The organism is Desulfomicrobium macestii, assembly GCF_014873765.1.
Classification (GTDB): Bacteria; Desulfobacterota; Desulfovibrionia; order Desulfovibrionales; family Desulfomicrobiaceae; genus Desulfomicrobium; species Desulfomicrobium macestii.
In genome coordinates, this window is the sequence record NZ_JADBGG010000001.1 from 145,485 (window position 1) to 162,359 (window position 16,875).

Annotated in this window: 16 protein-coding genes; 3 read left to right on the forward strand and 13 right to left on the reverse strand. The window is 60.5% G+C overall.

Annotation, left to right across the window (positions count from 1 at the left end):
- Positions 1-3: 3 nt before the first annotated feature.
- Positions 4-1,176 (forward strand): AI-2E family transporter, encoded by a 1,173-nt coding sequence (locus H4684_RS00685; RefSeq protein ID WP_192622509.1) that lies wholly within the window; start codon positions 4-6, stop codon positions 1,174-1,176.
- 86 nt (positions 1,177-1,262) lie between these two features.
- Positions 1,263-1,676 carry a response regulator transcription factor gene (locus H4684_RS00690; protein WP_092188226.1) on the forward strand — a complete coding sequence of 138 codons (414 nt, stop codon included), beginning with the start codon at positions 1,263-1,265 and terminating at the stop codon, positions 1,674-1,676.
- Positions 1,677-1,749: 73 nt separating this feature from the next.
- On the opposite strand, the gene H4684_RS00695 is transcribed toward H4684_RS00690, so the two are convergent.
- Complete coding sequence (locus H4684_RS00695; protein ID WP_143077804.1) at positions 1,750-2,964, reverse strand: hypothetical protein; 1,215 nt, start codon at positions 2,962-2,964, stop codon at positions 1,750-1,752.
- A 2-nt stretch (positions 2,965-2,966) separates the two neighbouring features.
- Positions 2,967-4,103, reverse strand: a complete 1,137-nt coding sequence (locus H4684_RS00700; RefSeq protein ID WP_092188222.1) for an SPFH domain-containing protein — start codon at positions 4,101-4,103, stop codon at positions 2,967-2,969.
- 116 nt (positions 4,104-4,219) lie between these two features.
- Here H4684_RS00700 and pyrR point away from each other — a divergent pair, with 116 nt between their 5' ends.
- Positions 4,220-4,750: a bifunctional pyr operon transcriptional regulator/uracil phosphoribosyltransferase PyrR gene (gene pyrR / locus H4684_RS00705; protein WP_192622510.1), complete on the forward strand. Its 531-nt coding sequence runs from the start codon at positions 4,220-4,222 to the stop codon at positions 4,748-4,750.
- A gap of 79 nt (positions 4,751-4,829) precedes the next feature.
- On the opposite strand, the gene dapA is transcribed toward pyrR, so the two are convergent.
- From dapA to H4684_RS00760, 11 genes are all read right to left on the reverse strand, one after another.
- Positions 4,830-5,708: a 4-hydroxy-tetrahydrodipicolinate synthase gene (dapA, locus tag H4684_RS00710; RefSeq protein WP_192622511.1), complete on the reverse strand. Its 879-nt coding sequence runs from the start codon at positions 5,706-5,708 to the stop codon at positions 4,830-4,832.
- Between the two features lie 50 nt (positions 5,709-5,758).
- Entirely contained in the window at positions 5,759-6,598 is an 840-nt protein-coding gene (dapF, locus tag H4684_RS00715) for a diaminopimelate epimerase (RefSeq protein WP_192622512.1), read from the reverse strand.
- Between the two features lie 72 nt (positions 6,599-6,670).
- On the reverse strand, positions 6,671-7,522 hold the full coding sequence (locus H4684_RS00720; protein ID WP_420705124.1) for a UshA-like (seleno)protein family 2: 852 nt from the start codon (positions 7,520-7,522) through the stop codon (positions 6,671-6,673).
- A gap of 10 nt (positions 7,523-7,532) precedes the next feature.
- The gene (locus tag H4684_RS00725) at positions 7,533-8,339 is read right to left on the reverse strand and encodes a MinD/ParA family protein (RefSeq protein WP_092188213.1); all 807 of its coding nucleotides are present in this window, start codon (positions 8,337-8,339) and stop codon (positions 7,533-7,535) included.
- 13 nt (positions 8,340-8,352) lie between these two features.
- Positions 8,353-9,195, reverse strand: coding sequence for a GGDEF domain-containing protein (locus H4684_RS00730; protein ID WP_161948996.1), 843 nt, complete (start codon positions 9,193-9,195; stop codon positions 8,353-8,355).
- Positions 9,182-10,292 (reverse strand): peptide chain release factor 2 gene (gene prfB, locus H4684_RS00735; protein ID WP_192622514.1). Its coding sequence is split into 2 segments (ribosomal slippage): positions 9,182-10,216 and positions 10,218-10,292, totalling 1,110 coding nucleotides; the frame shifts between segments, so codons are not numbered across the junction. Before prfB ends, H4684_RS00730 begins: the two co-directional genes overlap by 14 nt.
- An 11-nt stretch (positions 10,293-10,303) precedes the next feature.
- Complete coding sequence (lnt, locus tag H4684_RS00740) at positions 10,304-11,815, reverse strand: apolipoprotein N-acyltransferase (protein ID WP_192622515.1); 1,512 nt, start codon at positions 11,813-11,815, stop codon at positions 10,304-10,306.
- A 7-nt stretch (positions 11,816-11,822) separates the two neighbouring features.
- Positions 11,823-12,512 carry a hemolysin family protein gene (locus H4684_RS00745; RefSeq protein ID WP_225940159.1) on the reverse strand — a complete coding sequence of 230 codons (690 nt, stop codon included), beginning with the start codon at positions 12,510-12,512 and terminating at the stop codon, positions 11,823-11,825.
- Positions 12,513-12,696: 184 nt separating this feature from the next.
- Positions 12,697-13,740, reverse strand: coding sequence for a PilZ domain-containing protein (locus H4684_RS00750; protein WP_092188204.1), 1,044 nt, complete (start codon positions 13,738-13,740; stop codon positions 12,697-12,699).
- 256 nt (positions 13,741-13,996) lie between these two features.
- Entirely contained in the window at positions 13,997-14,878 is an 882-nt protein-coding gene (locus H4684_RS00755) for a radical SAM protein (protein WP_192622516.1), read from the reverse strand.
- Complete coding sequence (locus tag H4684_RS00760) at positions 14,875-16,758, reverse strand: ATP-binding protein (protein ID WP_192622517.1); 1,884 nt, start codon at positions 16,756-16,758, stop codon at positions 14,875-14,877. The genes H4684_RS00755 and H4684_RS00760 overlap by 4 nt, the downstream gene beginning before the upstream one ends.
- Between the last annotated feature and the right edge of the window lie 117 nt (positions 16,759-16,875).

Below are 16,875 nucleotides of genomic sequence, written 5' to 3' on the forward strand. Positions count from 1 at the left end.
CTCATGACCCCTGATTGCGGCCAAGGACCGGCCAATTTTGCCGAACGGCTCATGCCCGCGCTGATCAGAATCCTGGTCTGGGGCGGCGTGTTCGCAGTCGTTTTCATCCTGCGTTCCTTCTTTTTGCTTCTCTTTTTGACCTTTGTGTTCGGTTATATCCAGAATCGCGGCGTGAACAGGCTGCAGGGACTGATTCCGAACCGGTCGCTTCGGGTCGTGCTGGTGGCGAGCATATTCCTGGGCGTGCTCATTACCGTGGGAGTGTTCCTGGTGCCCCGGGCCAAGGATCAGACCGTTCTTTTCGTCACCGAACTTCCCCAATATGTGGAGCGCCTGGACCAGGAACTGGGCGTCCTGGGCGAACGCTACCCCATGATCGCCAATGCCATCCCGGAGCTTGGGGCCCTGGCCGATCACTCCTCGCCGAGCCTCGGCAGTTCGAGGGTCGCGGCCCTGCTGCAGCAGATCTTCGGCATGATCGACCATCCCGAAGGGCAGCGCAAGGTCAATCAGCTGCTTGATCTGGTGCGCGGCGTGGGTGGCCGGATCGCGGCCATCGCCTCGGCCTTTCTATTGGCCCTGCTCTTCTCTTTTCTCATAGTTCTCGATCTGCCCCGGCTATCGGCCAGCGTGTGCTCTCTTGAGAATTCCAAGCTCGGTTTCGTTTATCGCGAGGTGGCCGGCAGCATACGGGATTTCGCCATGGTCCTGGGCAAGGCCTTGGAGGCGCAGTTCTTCATCGCCCTGGTCAACGCCGTACTCACGGCCATAGGCGTGTCGTTGCTGGGTCTGGGGTCGGCCATGGCCTTTTTGACGGTCATCGTCTTTTTGTGCAGCTTTATTCCGGTCTTGGGCGTTTTCATCAGTTCGGTGCCCATCTGCCTCATCGCCCTGCAGAGTTCGGGGCTGACCACCATGCTGCTGGCCATCGTCATGATCACGGTGATTCACCTGCTTGAGGGATACGTGCTCAATCCCAGGATCTATGGCTCCTACATGCGCATAAATCCCGTCATCGTGCTCGTCATTCTGACCATCGGGGCCAAGCTGTTCCAGATCTGGGGCCTGGTGCTGGGCGTGCCCATCTGCACCTATATTTTTGGACATGTCATCCAGCACAAGGAAGAGGAGACGCAAGCCCCCCTTGAGTGTGCCCGGGAAGACATGCCGGATTGAAATCGGGTCAGCCGTGCGCGTTCGCTACAGCCTGTGCAAAAATGCAGCGGACGACGCATGACTGGTAAATATCGACGGAGCCAAGAGTGGAAAATGCACTGCACATCGTGATTGTCGAGGAGCCCTGTCTGTCGCGCAATGTTCTGGTCAAGGCGCTCGGGAGTTGGGGCTATTCGTGTGAGGTTGTCGAGGACGAGGACGGGGCCTGGAAAGCTGCCCTGGCCGCGACTGTTCCGGTGCTGATTCTGGCGGACTGGCATTCGGACTTCATGGGCTGTGACGAGTTTTTCTGGCGGGTGCGTAACGAGCAGGCCTTGCAGGGTGCGTATCTGCTGGGCGGAATCCCGCGCGGGGCCGTGGGGGCGATCCGCCAGTGCATCTCTTCCGGAGCCGACGATTACGTCTATCGTCCCTATGACCTCGACGAAGTGCGCGTGCGGCTGCATCTGGCATCCAAGGTCATGGGCCTGTCACCGGCAGGGGACGTTTTTCCGGACTGATCCCCTCCCGTTCCCTTTTTCACCTTGTGGCGAAATCAGCCGGCCCTGGGCCAGCGGATTTCGCCTCTTTTTTTCAGAGCGTCGTGGACCAGAAGAGGGCGTTTTTCTGGATCGCCATGTTCATCTCGGGCTGTACGAATTCCCGGGGACCTTCGACAAAAGGCAGGTATTCGATGCTTGCCTCGCCTGCGCGCAATGATCCGCCCTGGATTTTGGGAAACAGGTTCTTGCGTGCCGGAGCCAGGCGACCAAGAACCACGGGCAGGGCCTGGAACGCCTCTTCCCTTGGCAGGGTCACGGGATGCAGGGGCGTGCGGGGCAGGACTTCAAGCGCCGGAGCCTCGGGCTGGTACAGGCTGACCTGGGCGCTCAGGTTCAGGAAAAGTCCGGGCCTGATCTTGAAGGCCGGGACTCGAAAGGAAAATGCCGTCGATTCCATCCAGGGCAAAAGGGCGCGGGGCAGGTTGGTCAGACGGATCAGGTCGGCCCAGGTCTGGAGCCTGAATCCCTTGGCCCGGACGCTCAGATTCCAGAAGGGCAGGTAGATGTCCGGTTTCTCCTGCGTGTGCAGAAAATGAGGGGTGATGGGCTGGCCTCCCTCGGGGCCGGGCTCCCATGCCGTGTCGCAGTGCGGGCAGGTCTGCACCAGGCTCTGGCGGTCCCCGATCAGGTCCCATCCGCATTTGGGGCACAGGGTCGAGCTGAATTTGAGCTTGCCGGGAGCCTTTTGCGCCTCGGCCGGGTCGATACAGGCTGGCCCCAGATGCTCGCCGGTGATCGCGTCCACAAGCTCGTGGCTTTGAAAGACGGGTTGGTAGACAAGCGAGAGATTGTCGCCCACGCAGGCCGTGAGTTTGGGTCCCCGCTGGGCGGGCAGGCCGGGGAGGGCGCGCAGAAGCCGGGACTTGAAATCAACGCTTGGGATGGTCGGGGGCAGGAAGAGGCCTTCCGTAGCCGGTTCCACGAAGGACAGCTCCATGGCCTGGGCGCGCAGCCCAAGAGAGGGCGGCAGGGCAGGGTTGGTCACGGCCAGGAGATTCGAATCGAGAATCTTGTGCTGCGTGTTTTGCGGCCCAAGCACAAAGGCGTTGCCCCTGAACCGCCAGTACGGGACATGAATGAGCGTGCCAGGATGGCTGATGCGCGGCTTCAGGCGGTATTCGAAGGGGCCACTGGAGTGGATGAACAGGCGGACCTGACAAAACGGACAGGAAAAAATCCTGTCCGTTTCCTCAAGCGCCACCGGCGCGCCGCATTGCGGGCATTGATGGGAAAGATGGCCGGTCATGGTCAGGCCATGCGCTCCCCGCAATGGTTGCAGAACGTGGATGAGGCCAGATTTTCCTGACCGCAGGACGGGCATTTTGCCGTTTCGCGGACGCTGCCCGCCTGTCTGCCGCAACGGGGACAGAAGCGCGTGCCAGGAGCCAGGTTTTTCCCGCACCCCTTGCACTGTTCGAAAACAACCAGCTGGTGTCCGCAGGAGGGGCAGAACTTGTCGTCCTGGCGGATGGGCTGGCTGCATTCCGGGCATTTGAGGCCGTCTGGCTGCGCGGTCGGCGCCGTGGCGGACTGCCCTGCCATCTGCATGGCCTGGGCCATGAGCGAGGGCATCATGAAGCCCACCCCGAGGCCCATGGACTCGCCCGCGCTGCCGGGGTTCGCGGCCGCCTTTTCCATGGCGGACGCAGCCTTGAGCTGCATCAGCTTGTTCATGTCGTCGAACATGCCGAGCTTGGTCTTGTCGTCCATGGCCTTCTGGACTTCGGGCGGCGGCGTGATGGCGTTGATGAAGAGCTGGTTGAGCGACAGCCCGAAATGGCGGAAATCATCCTGCAGCCGTTCGCGCAGGCCTGCGGACCACGCTTCGTAACGGCTGGGCAGGTTCAGGATGGTGTCCATGTTTTCGCCCAGGTAATCGTTGAACCTGGAGACGATGACCTTGCCCAGATAGTCGCTTAAGTCCGTCACGGAAAAAGAGCCCATGGTGCCCACCAGGGAGTTGATGAAGAGCAGGGGCTGCACGATCTGGATGTTGAACATGCCGTAGGCGCGCAGGCGGATCAGTCCGAGCTCCGAGTCCTTGAAGGCCACCGGCTCCCGGGTGCCCCATTTGAGATTGGGGAAGACCTTGGTGTTGACCATGTAGGCTTCCGCCCGCAGCGGGCTCTCAAGCCCCCAGGGGATGCCCATGATCTTGTTCAGGATGGGGATGTTGGCGGTCTTCAGGGTGTGCCTGCCCGGACCGAAGACATGCACTGCCTTGCCGTTGTAGAAGAAGATGCCGGCCTGGGATTCGCGCACGACCATCTGCGCGCCGTACTTGATTTCGCCGGAGCCCTCCTTTGGAAATCGCTGCGCGAATTCCTGCCCGCTGTCGTCAAACCACTCGATGAGCTCAAGAAAGAAAAGATTGTCGACGCCCATGTATCCTCCTGAATGTCCCGGAAATTTGTCGTCAGGAACCATAGGACGATTCACTTGCAATTACAACTTGGGGCCCTTAGTGAACAAGGCTTGTCACACGAAATGGAGGGGATCCCATGCACCGCAGCAAGGAAATCATGGCCGCTCGCGATATCGAGCGCACACTTGACCGTCTCGCCTGTCAGATTCTGGAACAGATCACGGACCACGAGTCCATTGCCCTGGTCGGCATCCAGCGGCGTGGCGCGGACCTCGCATGCAGGCTGTGCGGCCTCCTGTCGGAACGCACCCGGCGGAAAATTCCCTGTGGTGAACTGGACATCAACCTGTACAGGGATGACTGGACCTCTTCCACGGCCACTCCGAACATCAACGCCACGCGCATCGATTTTTCCGTGGAGGACAAGACCATAATCCTCATCGACGATGTGCTCTTCACCGGGCGGACCATCCGCTGCGCCCTGGAGGCCATTCTGGATTTCGGCAGACCCGAGGCCGTGAAGCTTCTCGTGCTGGTCGACCGCGGGCATCGCGAACTGCCCATTCAGGCCGATTTTATCGGCAAGAGCGTGCCCACCGAGCGGGATCAGCAGATAAATGTGTTCCTGCAGGAGCGCGACGGAAAGGATCAGGTCGTGCTGAGCTGAGCTCTTTTCACGTCAAAAAAGAGAAAGGCCGCCTCCCCGTTGGGGAAAGCGGCCTTTTTTTCATGTGGGGCCAAGTGGATCAGAGCAGTCCCTTCTCGGTCAGGAACCCGCGCAGGACCTCGGCGTTGGCCGGGCTCATGGGGGTCAGGGGCAGACGCATCTCAAGGTTGATGCGGCCCATGAGAGAGAGGGACGTCTTGACCGGAATGGGGTTGGTTTCAATGAACATCATGCGTGAGAACGACGCCAGCAGGAAGTGCATCTCGCGCGCCGTGGGCAGGTCGGCCGCGAACCAGGCCGAACACAGGGCGCTCATCTTGTCCGGAAGAATGTTCGAGACCACCGAGATGACTCCGCATCCGCCCACGGACAAAAGCGGCAGCACGGTGAAATCATCGCCGGAGAGCACCTGGAAGTCGGGACCGCAGAATTCCAGAACCTGGGAAACCTGATTCAGATCTCCCGTGGCTTCCTTGATGCCGACCACGTCGGGGATGTCCTTGTTCAGCCTGGCCACGGTGTGCGGAAGCATGTTGACGCTGGTGCGACCGGGGACGTTGTAGAGGATGAAGGGCATGGACACTTCTTCGGCGATGCGCTTGAAGTGCTGGTAAAGACCTTCCTGGGTCGGCTTGTTGTAGTAGGGCGTGATCAGCAGCGCGCCGTCGGCGCCTGCTTCCTTGGCAAATCGGGTCAGTTCCACCGCCTCGGCAGTGTTGTTCGATCCGGCTCCGGCCAGGACCGGCACCCGGCCCTTGACCTGGTCCACGCAAATTCGGATCACCCGCTTGTGTTCGTCGTGGCTCATGGTGGCGGACTCTCCGGTGGTGCCGCAGGGCACTACGCCGTTGATCCCGCTCTGAATCTGCCATTCGATCAGTTGTCGATAGGCTTCCTCGTCAAGCTGGCCGTTTGAAAACGGGGTGACCAGGGCTGTAAACGCTCCTTTGAATTGCATCGTTTCCTCCCGGATTGGGGCTGTGGTTTATAAGCTGGCCGTCTTGCGCCTTAAAGGCCCAGGGCGGCGGGGCAGAACTCGCCCTTGTAGACGAGCTGGGCTTTGCCGCGCAGGAAAATGTCCGAGCCCTGAACCTTGATTCCGAGCACCTCGGATCCCGAGGTGGTCACCCGGGCCTCGGCATCGCAGAGATTCAGCGCGTGGGCCACGGCCACGGAAGCGGCGGCGCCGGTTCCGCAGGCGTAGGTCTCGCTTTCCACGCCACGCTCATAGGTGCGCAGCAGGAGCTCCTGGCGGCTTAAGATCTGAATGAAGTTGGCGTTGGTCCCGGCCGGGGCGAAGCGGTCGTGATAGCGGACCTTGGCTCCAAGATCCTTTACGTCGAGATTCTTGACGTCGTCGGTGACGATGACCGTATGCGGAACGCCGGTGTTGGCGAAATGGGCCGTGAAGGTCTCACCGCCAAGATCGAGGGTGAAGTCAAGGGCCATGTCCCGAGCCGGGGTCAGCTGCACTTCGACCTCGCCCGCTTCGGGGAACACCTGGGCGTGCACGGTGCCGGCGTCGGTGAGCATGAGGTGTTCGGCCGGGGCCATGCCCAGCTTGTGGGCCAGCAGGGTGGCGCAGCGCGAGCCGTTGCCGCACATCTCGGCGCGGGAGCCGTCGGCATTGAAAAAGTGCCAGCGCGTCGCGGCCTGGCCGGAGTCGTCGATTTCCAGAAATATGATGCCGTCCGCACCGATGCTGAAGGCGTGCGGGCACAGCGCCTTGGCCCAGCGGGGCATTTCGGCGGGGGATATGGTCTTGGCGCGGTTGTCGATGACGATGAAATCGTTGCCGCTGCCTTGCATCTTGTAAAAAAATTGGGTCGGACCCGTGAAAATGGACATGCGTGTTCCTTCAGATATAATTTATTATGCGTGTCAAATTATGGGGAATTGCGCCAAAATGCAAGGAATTGGCTAGGGATTGAAGATGGCGTTGATTTCCGGGTCCGATGCGACCTCGCCGCCAAGTGGCGCGGACGCCGTCAAAACCGTCGTTTGCGGTTCCCAGATGATCTTGGTGCCGGGCTTGGGCAGACTCGGGATGGTCACGGCGAGGATGCTTCTGCCCTTGGTGAAGGCCCGCACCCAGAGCAGCGAATTTTCGCGCATGTAGAGGCCGGCATAGCCCGGACCGGGGCCCGATCCGAGAATGATGTCGAAAGCCGCGCCGTGACGGTCGATGAAATCCTGTTCCCGGTTCGCGCCCCAGGTGCTGACTCCGATGATCAGGTTGTACTTGCCGTCCTTGCGCACGGACTCGGCCAAAGCGGCGGCCTTGTTCTCGATTTCGGCGTCGTGCAGTCCGCTGTCGGGGAAAAGGACGAAGGCCAGGCTGCCGCCTTGGACTTTACGGGTGACCAGTTGCGGTTCGTTGAACGGTCCGACCCACTGACCGGCTTCGAGACCGGCGTGTTCAAAGGCGACGGCGTCGTTGGGCGCGCGAAGTTTGATATCGTAGCCAAGCAGGTCGTACGCCTTTTTGAGCTGCGTGATGACCGAAGGATGCCTGTCCCTCTCCAGACCGAAGGGGGAAAACTCGTATCCGCCGCTGACCATGACGGTGTCCGCGTTCTCGCGCGCGGTTTTGAAATAGGTGGCCCGCCGGGCCAACCCCCCGTAGGTTTTACCCCCTCAACTGGGACACGGGGCGAATTCGCCCAGGCTGTTCGCGGAAAATATGATTGTCGTCTCGGCTCCGGCCAGGGGGGGCGCGAAAAGGCCCAGGGCCACAATGATCCAGAGTGCGGCGCGGATGCTTTTTTTCATGAAAGCCTCTTTAGATCAGGGGTTTGAGAATTGGGCTGCGGGAGATGAGATCTTTTAGTCTGATGCGGCGTTCCATGATTTTCTTGGCGATCTCGCGAATGTCCTGCGCCGCCTGACAGGTGGGGGCGAATTTCAGGAGCGGAACCTGATGGCGAACGGATTCCGTGACCATGGGGTCGCGGTGAACCACGCCGAGCAGGCTGATGGGCAGGCTCAGGAAATGTTCGCAGGCCTGGGCCAGGCGGTTGAAGGCGTTTTTGGCCTCCTTTTGCGATTCGGCCATGTTCACGATGACCTGGAAATTTCTGATCTGGCGCTGGGTGCAGAGCACCTTGATCAGGGCATAGCTGTCCGTGAGGGATGTGGGTTCGGGGGTGATGACCACGATCCGTTCCTGGGGCATGGCCGCGAACGAGAGCACCGTCGGACTGATGCCCGCGCCCAGATCGAGGATCAGGAAGTCGTAGCGCCGGAACAGGGCGTCGAGCTTGCCCAGCAGCAGACTCTGGACGTCATCGTCCATTTCCACCAGTTCGGCCACGCCCGAGGCCGAAGGGAGCAGGACAAGACCGTCTCCCGCCAGGGGAATGACCACGTTTTCGGCCGAGGCGTCGCCGAGCAGGTCCTGCAGGTTTTTTTCAGGAGAAAGGCCAAGGAGCACGTCCAGGTTGGCCAGTCCGAGGTCGGCGTCCAGCAGGACGAGAGTGTTGCCGAGTTCATGTAGGGCAAGACAGAGATTCAGGGCGAGATTGGTTTTGCCCACGCCGCCTTTGCCGCTGGCGACTGAGATGCTGAGTGTCGTGTTGGTTTCGGTCATGTCGGTCCTTGTTCTACTCCGCGCTTGAAGATGGATCGGAGAATGAGGAAAAAAGAAAGCGTTTTTCGTTCTGGTGCACCAGCGACTGTTCCTCTCCGTGGACGAGGTCCAGGATGGGCGAGGTCTCGATCCTGTTTTTTCCGGCCCGTTTGGCGCGGTACAGGGCCTTGTCCGCCTCGGCCAGAAGTTTTACCGGGTCGGGCGTGAGTTTGCCCCTGTAGCTCGCCACGCCCATGGACATGGTCATGGTGAACTGTGTGTCGCCACAGATGATTCTGGTGTCCTGAATGACCGCCTGGACGCGCTCCAGGAGCTTCAGGGCCCGTGCCTGTCCCGTGCCCGGAAGCAGAAGTGCGAACTCCTCGCCGCCGATGCGGGCCGCCGTATCAATCATTCTCATTTCGGTAAGCAAGATCGACGCCACGGCTTTTAGAACATCGTCTCCGCAGGGATGCCCGTAAATGTCGTTGACGGCCTTGAAGTTGTCCAGATCCATGATGCACAGCGTCAGGGGCGTCTTGAAGCGCGAGGAGCGTTCCACCTCCATGGCCATGGCCTGGTCGAATCCCCGGCGATTGGCCAGGCCGGTCAATGCATCCTGGCCCTGCAGGACGGTCAGATGCTCGATGTGCTTCTTGAGTCCGACCAGCGCCGGAAATTTGTCGCCCTGCAGGGGCAGGACGACCCACTGTTCAAGTTTTTTCTGACGCAGCCGTTCGGTCCAGGACGGGTCGGAGCCGATCAGCCGGACCAGGGCCGCCACTTCGGAGCTTGCCTGAGGCAAGCGCAGTTCCTTTTCCAGGGTCTCCAGCTCTTCCAGCAACGCTTCGTCGGGGGGGAGATTATGATTTGCCATGCAGATACAGGAGATAGTTGTGAATGAATGCGTCAATGTTGCCGTCGAGGACCGCGTCGACATTGCTTGTGTCCGTGCCTGTGCGATGGTCCTTGACCAGGCGGTAGGGCTGCAGGGTGTAGGTCCTGATCTGGGAGCCGAACGCGATGGCTCCCTTGGCGATATACTCGGCCTGCCGCTCGCTCGCTATTTTTTGCAGTTCAAGCTCGTAAAGGCGGGCTTTCAGGACTTTCATGGCCGCCTCCTTGTTCTTGTGCTGGGACTTTTCGTTCTGGCACTGGGCCACCAGGCCCGTTGGGATGTGCGTCACGCGCACTGCCGAATCCGTCGTGTTCACGGACTGACCTCCCGGTCCGCTGGAACGGAAGATGTCGACCCGGATGTCCTCGTCGCGGATCTCGATTTCGATGTCCTGGCCCGCGTCGGGGTAGACGTCGACGGAGGCGAAGGAGGTGTGCCGACGACCGCTGGAATCGAAGGGCGAGATGCGGATCAGGCGGTGGGTTCCCTTCTCGCCCTTGAGCTGGCCATATGCGTAAGGGCCGTGAATGTGCAGAGTCACGCTCTTGATGCCCGCCTCGTCGCCGGGCAGAAGATCCAGAAGCTCGACCTTGAAACCCGTCCGCTCGGCGAAACGGCGATACATGCGCAGCAGCATCTCGGCCCAGTCCTGGGACTCGGTCCCGCCCGCGCCGGGATGAATTTCGAGGATGGCCTCGCTTACATCCTCGGGATCGCTCAGCAGGGTTCGCATCTGGGCGGCCTCCAGCTTGGCGCTCAATTCCTCAAGGGCTTCGTCCAGGGCATGCAGCATCTCTTCGGTCTGCTCCGAGGCGGCCATCTCGACCCATTCCAGGGCGTTGTCACGGGCTTGCAGAAGGGCTTCCCATTCGTCAACACGGCTTTCAAGCTGGGTTTTTTCCTGGAGTACCGGGGTCAGCAGTTCGGGTTTGTCCCAGGCTCCCGGCGAGGACAGTTGTTTTTCAATTTCGTTGAGGCGTTCCTTGCTCCTGCGCAAGTCAAAGCCGCCTCCAGAAGTCGCTGAAGCGTTCGTCCAGTTGCGCGGCCCTGGCCTTGAGTTCTGAATATTGCAGCATGATGTTCTCGTTTATGTGTGTATTTTTAGACCTGTCCGCCATAACATCCAAAGAAAGGCGATCGTCAGGATGGGAAAGGCCATGTGAATCAAATAAAAATGTTCGTGGTAAAAGGTCTTCTCTGTCAAGAGCGGTATGGCCGGATCATGCGCGATACTGGTCGAGAAGAGTGTCGTTGGTCCGCGCAGGCTTCCATCAGGGCCGATGAAGGCGCTCACGCCGGAGTTGGTGGAGCGGATGATGGCCCGGTTCTGTTCCACGGCGCGCAGCACGGAGAGATGCAGGTGTTGCCACGGCGCCGACGAGTGGCCGAACCAGGCGTCGTTGCTGATGTTGACCAGCACGTTGGCCCCACGCTCGACCTGCTTTTGGGCCAGTTCCGGAAAGATTGCTTCGTAGCAGATCAAAAGGCCCATTGCCAGCGGGCCGGACTGGAGCGGTTCGGTGTTGCGGCCGGGCCTGAATTCGAACTGCCCCGGGACCAGCTTGGTGATGAAGGGCAGCCATTTGCCCAGGGGCACGTATTCGCCGAAGGGTACGAGGTGCTCCTTGTCGTAGGCGGCCAGGGGTTCCCCGTTTGCGCCCAGAAGATAGGCGCGATTGTGCAGGACATACGGGGGCGCGTCCGGTTCCATCGGGATGGAGTAGGCCGGGGCTCCGGCCAGGACCGGCACCTGCATCCGCGCCACGCCCAGGCGCATGTTCGTGGTCAGGTCGGACGGGTCCTGGAAATAGAAGGGCATGGCTGTTTCCGGCCACACGACAAGGTCCGGCGCGTTTTCGGCGACGGCCTTGAACGAAAGGTCCAGATAGGTTTTAAGGATGTCCGCCTGCATGCCCACATCCCATTTGAGGCCCTGATCGATGTTGCCCTGGATCATGGACACCGAAGCCGTGGCCTCGGGATTACGGGGGCTGGACGTCAACCCGGGCAGCAGGCACAGGCCGATCAGGGGGAGTATGGCCATGCGTGCGGCACTATTGCCGATGAGAAGGCTATGGCTCACGCACACAATCAGCCCGGATATCCCGAAGCCGCCCACCCAGGCGGCCAGACCCAGGGTAGTAGGCCAGGGGGCCAGGGCCTGGGCCAGGGGCAGCCAGGAAAAGCCGGTCAGGAAGTGGTTGCGAACCAGTTCCAGACTGGCCCACAGCAGCCCAAGGGTGAGCATGGCCAGGGGCTGGAATATCTGGGGTTTGATCAGGTGCACGCCCATGCAGAAGACCCCTGCGTAAGCGGCGAGCAGGGCTCCGACCAGGACCGGGCAGGGCAGGGCCAACACCCATGGCAATCCGCCGTGGTCGTGCACGGGTATCGCCAGCCAGTAAAGGCTGGCGGCATATCCGGGCAGCGCTGTCAGGAACCCGTTTTTGAAGGCCTGAGCATGGCTTTTGGCCCAGAGCGCGGACAGGATGAGCGCGGCGGGCAGCAGCAGTATGGCCATGGGAAAGTGCAGGAGCGGATTGGCAAAGCCGAACCAGGTCCCAATGAACGCCATGCCCATGGGACCGAAACGGTTCAAGAGAGAATCATGACACTGGCTTTGAGACGATGACCCATTGGATTTGTTTGACATCTGCTTCCTTGATGAGAAACGTGTAACCCTGCAACTCCAGGGATTCGTCGGTCTCGGGAACGCGGCCGAGCTGTTCGCTGATGTAACCGCCCACGGTTTCAACCTGTTCGGATTCCAACAGGATGCCGCATTCCTCGTGCAAGTCTTCAAGGATGGTTCGTCCGGAAACCAGATACGTGCCTTCATCCATGGGCTGGATATCCTCGGGGCGTATGGGATCGTATTCGTCCTCGATGTCGCCGACGATTTCTTCCAAGACGTCTTCGAGGGTGACCAGCCCCGCCGTTCCGCCGTACTCGTCCAGAACGATGGCCATGTGCTGTTTGTTGCTCTGGAAATCCAGCAGAATGTTTTTGACGTTCTTGGTTTCCGGAATGAAATATGGCGGCCGCAGGACGGACGCCAGGTCCGTCGGGGCCTCTTCGTCGCCTACAAAAAAGCGCAGCAGCTCCTTGCAGTGCAGCACGCCTACAATCTGATCCTTGGTTTCCTTGTAAATGGGCAGGCGTGAGTGCCCGCTTTCAAAGAACTTTCTGGCGACTTCCGTGATTGTTTCGTCGATTTCGGCACAGACAATGTCCGTGCGGGGGATCATGATTTCGTATGCTTGTTTGTCATCAAGCTGCAGAACGTTCAAAAGCATGGACATTTCGTCGTTCTGCAGTTCACCGCCGTCTTTGGCTTCTTGTATGGCTTCTTCCAGATGGCATTCGCCCCTGCGTGAAAAAAAGCGTCTCAGTGTAGTCCAAAGTCGACTGTCAGGGCCCTCATCCATAGATACGTTGTCCTCCAATGGAAGGTTTGCAGGTTGAAAAACGATTGTTCATCTAAACAATTTCCCGTTCCCGGTAAAGCTCCAGGTGGCGCTTGAAAACCCAGGTGACCAAGTCGTCGATGCCGCGGTCGGGATCGATCTTGACCCAGTCGATGGTTTCAGCGCCATCGGTCGAGCAGCATTCCACGAATTCGTAGCCGAGCATCATGACGCCCTGCTCGGGGTCCTGGACCTTGGTGCGCAGTCTGGCCGCCATGAAGTACGGCGGAAATTCCATTTGATCGGTCTGCTCAAGCTCCAGTCGCATGAACAGGACCGGATTCCTGGCCACGAAATCATCCAATCCGTCGTAGAGGTGCGGATCAAAGGACAGCTTGATGCCGCCACCGGAAAGGTCAAGCACCTTCAGCCCGACAGGGACGTCCCGGGTATAGACGGCCAGGGGGGCGGGCCAGTTTTTGGGGTCTGTCTCGAAGTGGAAACTGCCGTCCTCGGTTGCCGGCCAGATGCGAAAATCCTTTATGTCTCTGGGCGGAAGTTCCAGCCGCAGATGCCTGCGTTTCTGGCCAAGTTCGACCTTGGGAGGCAGGCCGAGGATTACATAGGAGATATCGCCTTTCTTCCAGACGCCGACCACCGGGGCCACGAAGGTGTAGTAATAGGGCTGTTTGTTCTCCCGGGGAATGCGGAAATAGCAGACCATGAGCTTGCCGATCCATGCGTCTGACGGGTTCACGCCAAGGGGCATCTCCAGGGTGATGCCCGTGTCCGCCAATTCGAAAAGCGTGCACGAGATGGTCTGGCGGGATGTGGCTATGGGATGGAAGCTCATGTCGATGCGGCTGCGCAGGACCATGGCCTGTTCCAGAATGGAGGAGATGTCCTTGGGTATGACGGTGGACCCGGACTGCCGGTTCCAGGGCGCCCCTCCGCCGAGGCGTTTCCAGATGATGTAGACCAGAATGGCCGCCCCGACCAGGATTGCCGTGGTCACGATGCGGCTTTCTTCAGGCTGATGTCCGCCGGAATTGAAGAAGGCCAGGGATATCTGCCGCAGCGGGTTTTCCGAGGCCTGAATTGAAAACAGGTCGATCATCTTCTGTCTCGCTCAAGGTTGTTCCGGTCGGTGAATGGCGGCCTATGCGCATACTGGGGCGTCCGGCGAATGTTTTGCGGTGGCCAAAGGAGGATCATGCTCCGGCGCACCGTTGCGCGCCCCTTTTTTCTTGCAGTTGCACAGGCCCTTTTGCATGGCCGGATATGCGAAAAAAAGCAAGAATTGAAGCAACAAGGGGCGGACTCGAAAGAATGTGTCCGCTTGCGATGGGAGGGCGCGCGGGCGCAAAAGCATCCTAGAGCAGGGCAGGCATTGCTCCGGGAGTGCTTCGGTCCAGCGCTCCGGTTTCAAGAAGTTCGTTCAGTTCCTCCACAAGTCTGGCCTTGTCGCGGGGCAATCGGCCGGCGAGGGGCAGGATGTTTGAGCTGTGGTCGGCCCGGAACACGGTTCGCGCAAGCTCCAGGTTCAGGAGAATGTCGCGCAGCTCGTGCACGGACTGCTCTTCGGTGAGTTCCGTGAAACTCCCGTCCGCGATGCGGCGCGCAAGGGCCGTGCCCGCAATGGGGACCAGGCGCAGGCAGGACAGGAGGGACGGCTGCATCGCGTTCAGCGCCTCCGCGGTCTGCCGGGCATGCAGCGCGGACAGCTCCCGGCCGCCGAGGCCGATGAGGACCATGACCGAGACGGTCAGCCCGGCGTTTTGGGCGCGCAGGCAGCCGTCGATCATTTCGCGGACCGTGCCGCCCTTGGCCATGCGGCGCAGGACTTCGCCGGAACCGCTTTCAAGGCCGAGATACAGCGTATGCAGGCCGTTTTGGCGCAGGCGCTCAAGCTCGGCATCGCTCTTGCCCGCCAGGGCCTGCCCGGAGGCATAGCAGTTGACCCTTGAAAGTCTTGGAAAGGCCGCGTGCGCCGTCTCCAGAATAGTTTCCAGTATCGTGGCGGGCAGGGCCAGCACATCGCCGTCGGCCAGAAAAATCCGTCGGGTACCCGGGTCCCGCGCGGCGGCCAGGGCGATGCTCCGGCTCACGGCCGCCTGGTCGTGCACGCGGTAGGCAACGCCCCTGTACATGGCGCAGAAAGCGCAGGAATTGTGCGGGCAGCCGTCGGCCACGCGGATGAGCGCGCTTCTTGCTTCGGCGGGAGGCCTGAACATGGTGTGTCCGTTTTGGGTCATGCCTGCCGCGCCGTCGGCATTGAGCGCAGGAACCGCTCCAGATCCTGGCGCGAGATGGGTTTGGCCAGATGCCCGTTCATTCCCGCGGCCATGAAACGCTCGGTGTCGGAAGGGAACGCATGGGCGGTCATGGCAACGATGGGCGTCTCCCCACCCTCGGATTTGGGCCAGGACCGAATGATGCGGGTCGCTTCCAATCCATCCATTTCCGGCATCTGGATGTCCATGAGCACCAGATCGAAAAACTCGCTGCGCATGTATTCAAGCACCTTCAGCCCGGTTGTGGCCAGGGTGGGTGTGTGCCGCATGCCCTCCAGGAACTTCATGGCGATGGTGCTGTTGACGGGATTGTCTTCGGCCACGAGCACCTTGAGAGGAGCCATGGGCTGTGCGTCGTCCGGTTGCGGCGCCGGAGTGTTTCTGAGCGCGAGCGGCGGCGCGGGTTGCAACGGCAGGCAGACGGCAAAAAGCGACCCGCTCGGGCTTGATTCAAAGGCAAGGGAGCCGCCCAACAACACGACCAGATGTTGCGTGATGCTGAGGCCAAGGCCCGACCCCTCGAATTTGCGGGTCTGAGTCGAGTCGGCCTGCGCAAAGGGCGCGAACAGGCCGGTCTGAGCCTTGTCGGGGATGCCCACCCCCGTATCCTCCACCTCGATGAAGATGCGGTGCTCTCCGGGTTTGACGGGAGTCAGGCTTGAGACGCGAATCTCGACCTTGCCGCGCAGGGTGAATTTGACCGCGTTGCCGATGAGATTGGTCAGGATCTGCCGGATGCGCACCGTGTCCCCGAACAGGGCCGTGGGGACGGTTTCATCGACAGTGCCGCGCAACGCAAGCCCCCGGTCCAGAACCACGGCCTGAAAGCTGTCCGTCAAATCCTCCATGAGTTCGCGGATGTCGAAGGGCTCGTGCATGACGGGCATGCGGGAGGCCTCCAGCCGGGACAGGTCCAGAATGTCGTTCAGAAGCCGGAGCAGGCTGCGGGAGGAACGCATGGCCGTTTGCAGATACTGCTGGATGACGGCCGGATCGGAGTTGTCCATGGCCAGCTGGAGCATGCCCATGACTCCGTTCATGGGCGTGCGGATTTCGTGACTCATGTTGGCCAGGAATTGTGTCTTGGCCAGGGTCGCGCTTTCGGCCTGTTCCTTGGCCTGGGAAAGTCTCGATTCGGCGATGCGCCGTTCTTCGACCTCCTCGCTCAGTTTGGTGAAGGCCTCCAGCAGTCCGCGTCGCATTTTCTCCAGCGAAGCGGTGACCTGATCAAGTTCGTCGTTTCGAAATTTTTTACCCAGGGCGATGGGTTGCTCAAGGTTAACGGGAGAGATGTCCCGGACCTGGGCGGCCAGGGAGTGCAGGTGCATGCCCACCTGGCGATGGAAAAGAAAAAGCAGGGCCGAGACCAGAACCAGGGCGACAATGACCTCGCCCATGAGGAGGTCCAGAAATTCGCGGCCAACCTGGGCCCTGATCCCGTCGAGGGACGCGACCAGCACGAGTTTGCCAAGCGCATAGGGCTGATCATTGAAGGAAAAGGTGAGCTCGAATTCACGCCTTATGGATCTCTTGGCATCGACGCGGCCGGCCTCGGCGATGGTCTTGCCGGATTGGACAATGGCTGCATGCACGAAGTTCGGCCGCGCGACGAGCCCTTGTAGCTGGATGTCCAGCAGCGTTGTGTCGAGCTGCCACAGGCTCGCGGAGATGCTCTTGAGATCGCCGGATGCGACCTGATTCATCGATCCGTGCACGGCCGCGATGTTGCTCTTGTATTTGAAATGAAGCTGGGCGGCGGCCAGGATGGTGCTGGCCGCCAGGCTCAAGAGCCCCATGGAGATGATCAGGCGCAGGCTGAGACTGCGGCGGGTAGAAAACATGAAAATCCTTGGAGTGGTGCTCCAGTGAGGGATAACGGCGATAACGGGGTCCTTGCCGCGTGCGCTGTTTCAAGGGAAGGCGAACGCTAGCGTTTCATGTTTTTTTTGACAAGAGCG

Bases quoted from the DNA above. Each gene is read 5' to 3' on its own strand.
- H4684_RS00755 (WP_192622516.1), bottom strand. From the start codon at position 14,878: ATGACCCAAAACGGACACACCATGTTCAGGCCTCCCGCCGAAGCAAGA.
- H4684_RS00700 (WP_092188222.1), bottom strand. From the start codon at position 4,103: ATGGGCGTCGACAATCTTTTCTTTCTTGAGCTCATCGAGTGGTTTGAC.
- dapA (WP_192622511.1), bottom strand. From the start codon at position 5,708: ATGCAATTCAAAGGAGCGTTTACAGCCCTGGTCACCCCGTTTTCAAAC.
- H4684_RS00750 (WP_092188204.1), bottom strand. From the start codon at position 13,740: ATGATCGACCTGTTTTCAATTCAGGCCTCGGAAAACCCGCTGCGGCAG.
- H4684_RS00730 (WP_161948996.1), bottom strand. From the start codon at position 9,195: ATGGCAAATCATAATCTCCCCCCCGACGAAGCGTTGCTGGAAGAGCTG.
- H4684_RS00760 (WP_192622517.1), bottom strand. From the start codon at position 16,758: ATGTTTTCTACCCGCCGCAGTCTCAGCCTGCGCCTGATCATCTCCATG.
- dapF (WP_192622512.1), bottom strand. From the start codon at position 6,598: ATGTCCATTTTCACGGGTCCGACCCAATTTTTTTACAAGATGCAAGGC.
- H4684_RS00685 (WP_192622509.1), top strand. From the start codon at position 4: ATGACCCCTGATTGCGGCCAAGGACCGGCCAATTTTGCCGAACGGCTC.
- H4684_RS00745 (WP_225940159.1), bottom strand. From the start codon at position 12,512: ATGCTTTTGAACGTTCTGCAGCTTGATGACAAACAAGCATACGAAATC.
- pyrR (WP_192622510.1), top strand. From the start codon at position 4,220: ATGCACCGCAGCAAGGAAATCATGGCCGCTCGCGATATCGAGCGCACA.
- H4684_RS00725 (WP_092188213.1), bottom strand. From the start codon at position 8,339: ATGACCGAAACCAACACGACACTCAGCATCTCAGTCGCCAGCGGCAAA.
- H4684_RS00695 (WP_143077804.1), bottom strand. From the start codon at position 2,964: ATGACCGGCCATCTTTCCCATCAATGCCCGCAATGCGGCGCGCCGGTG.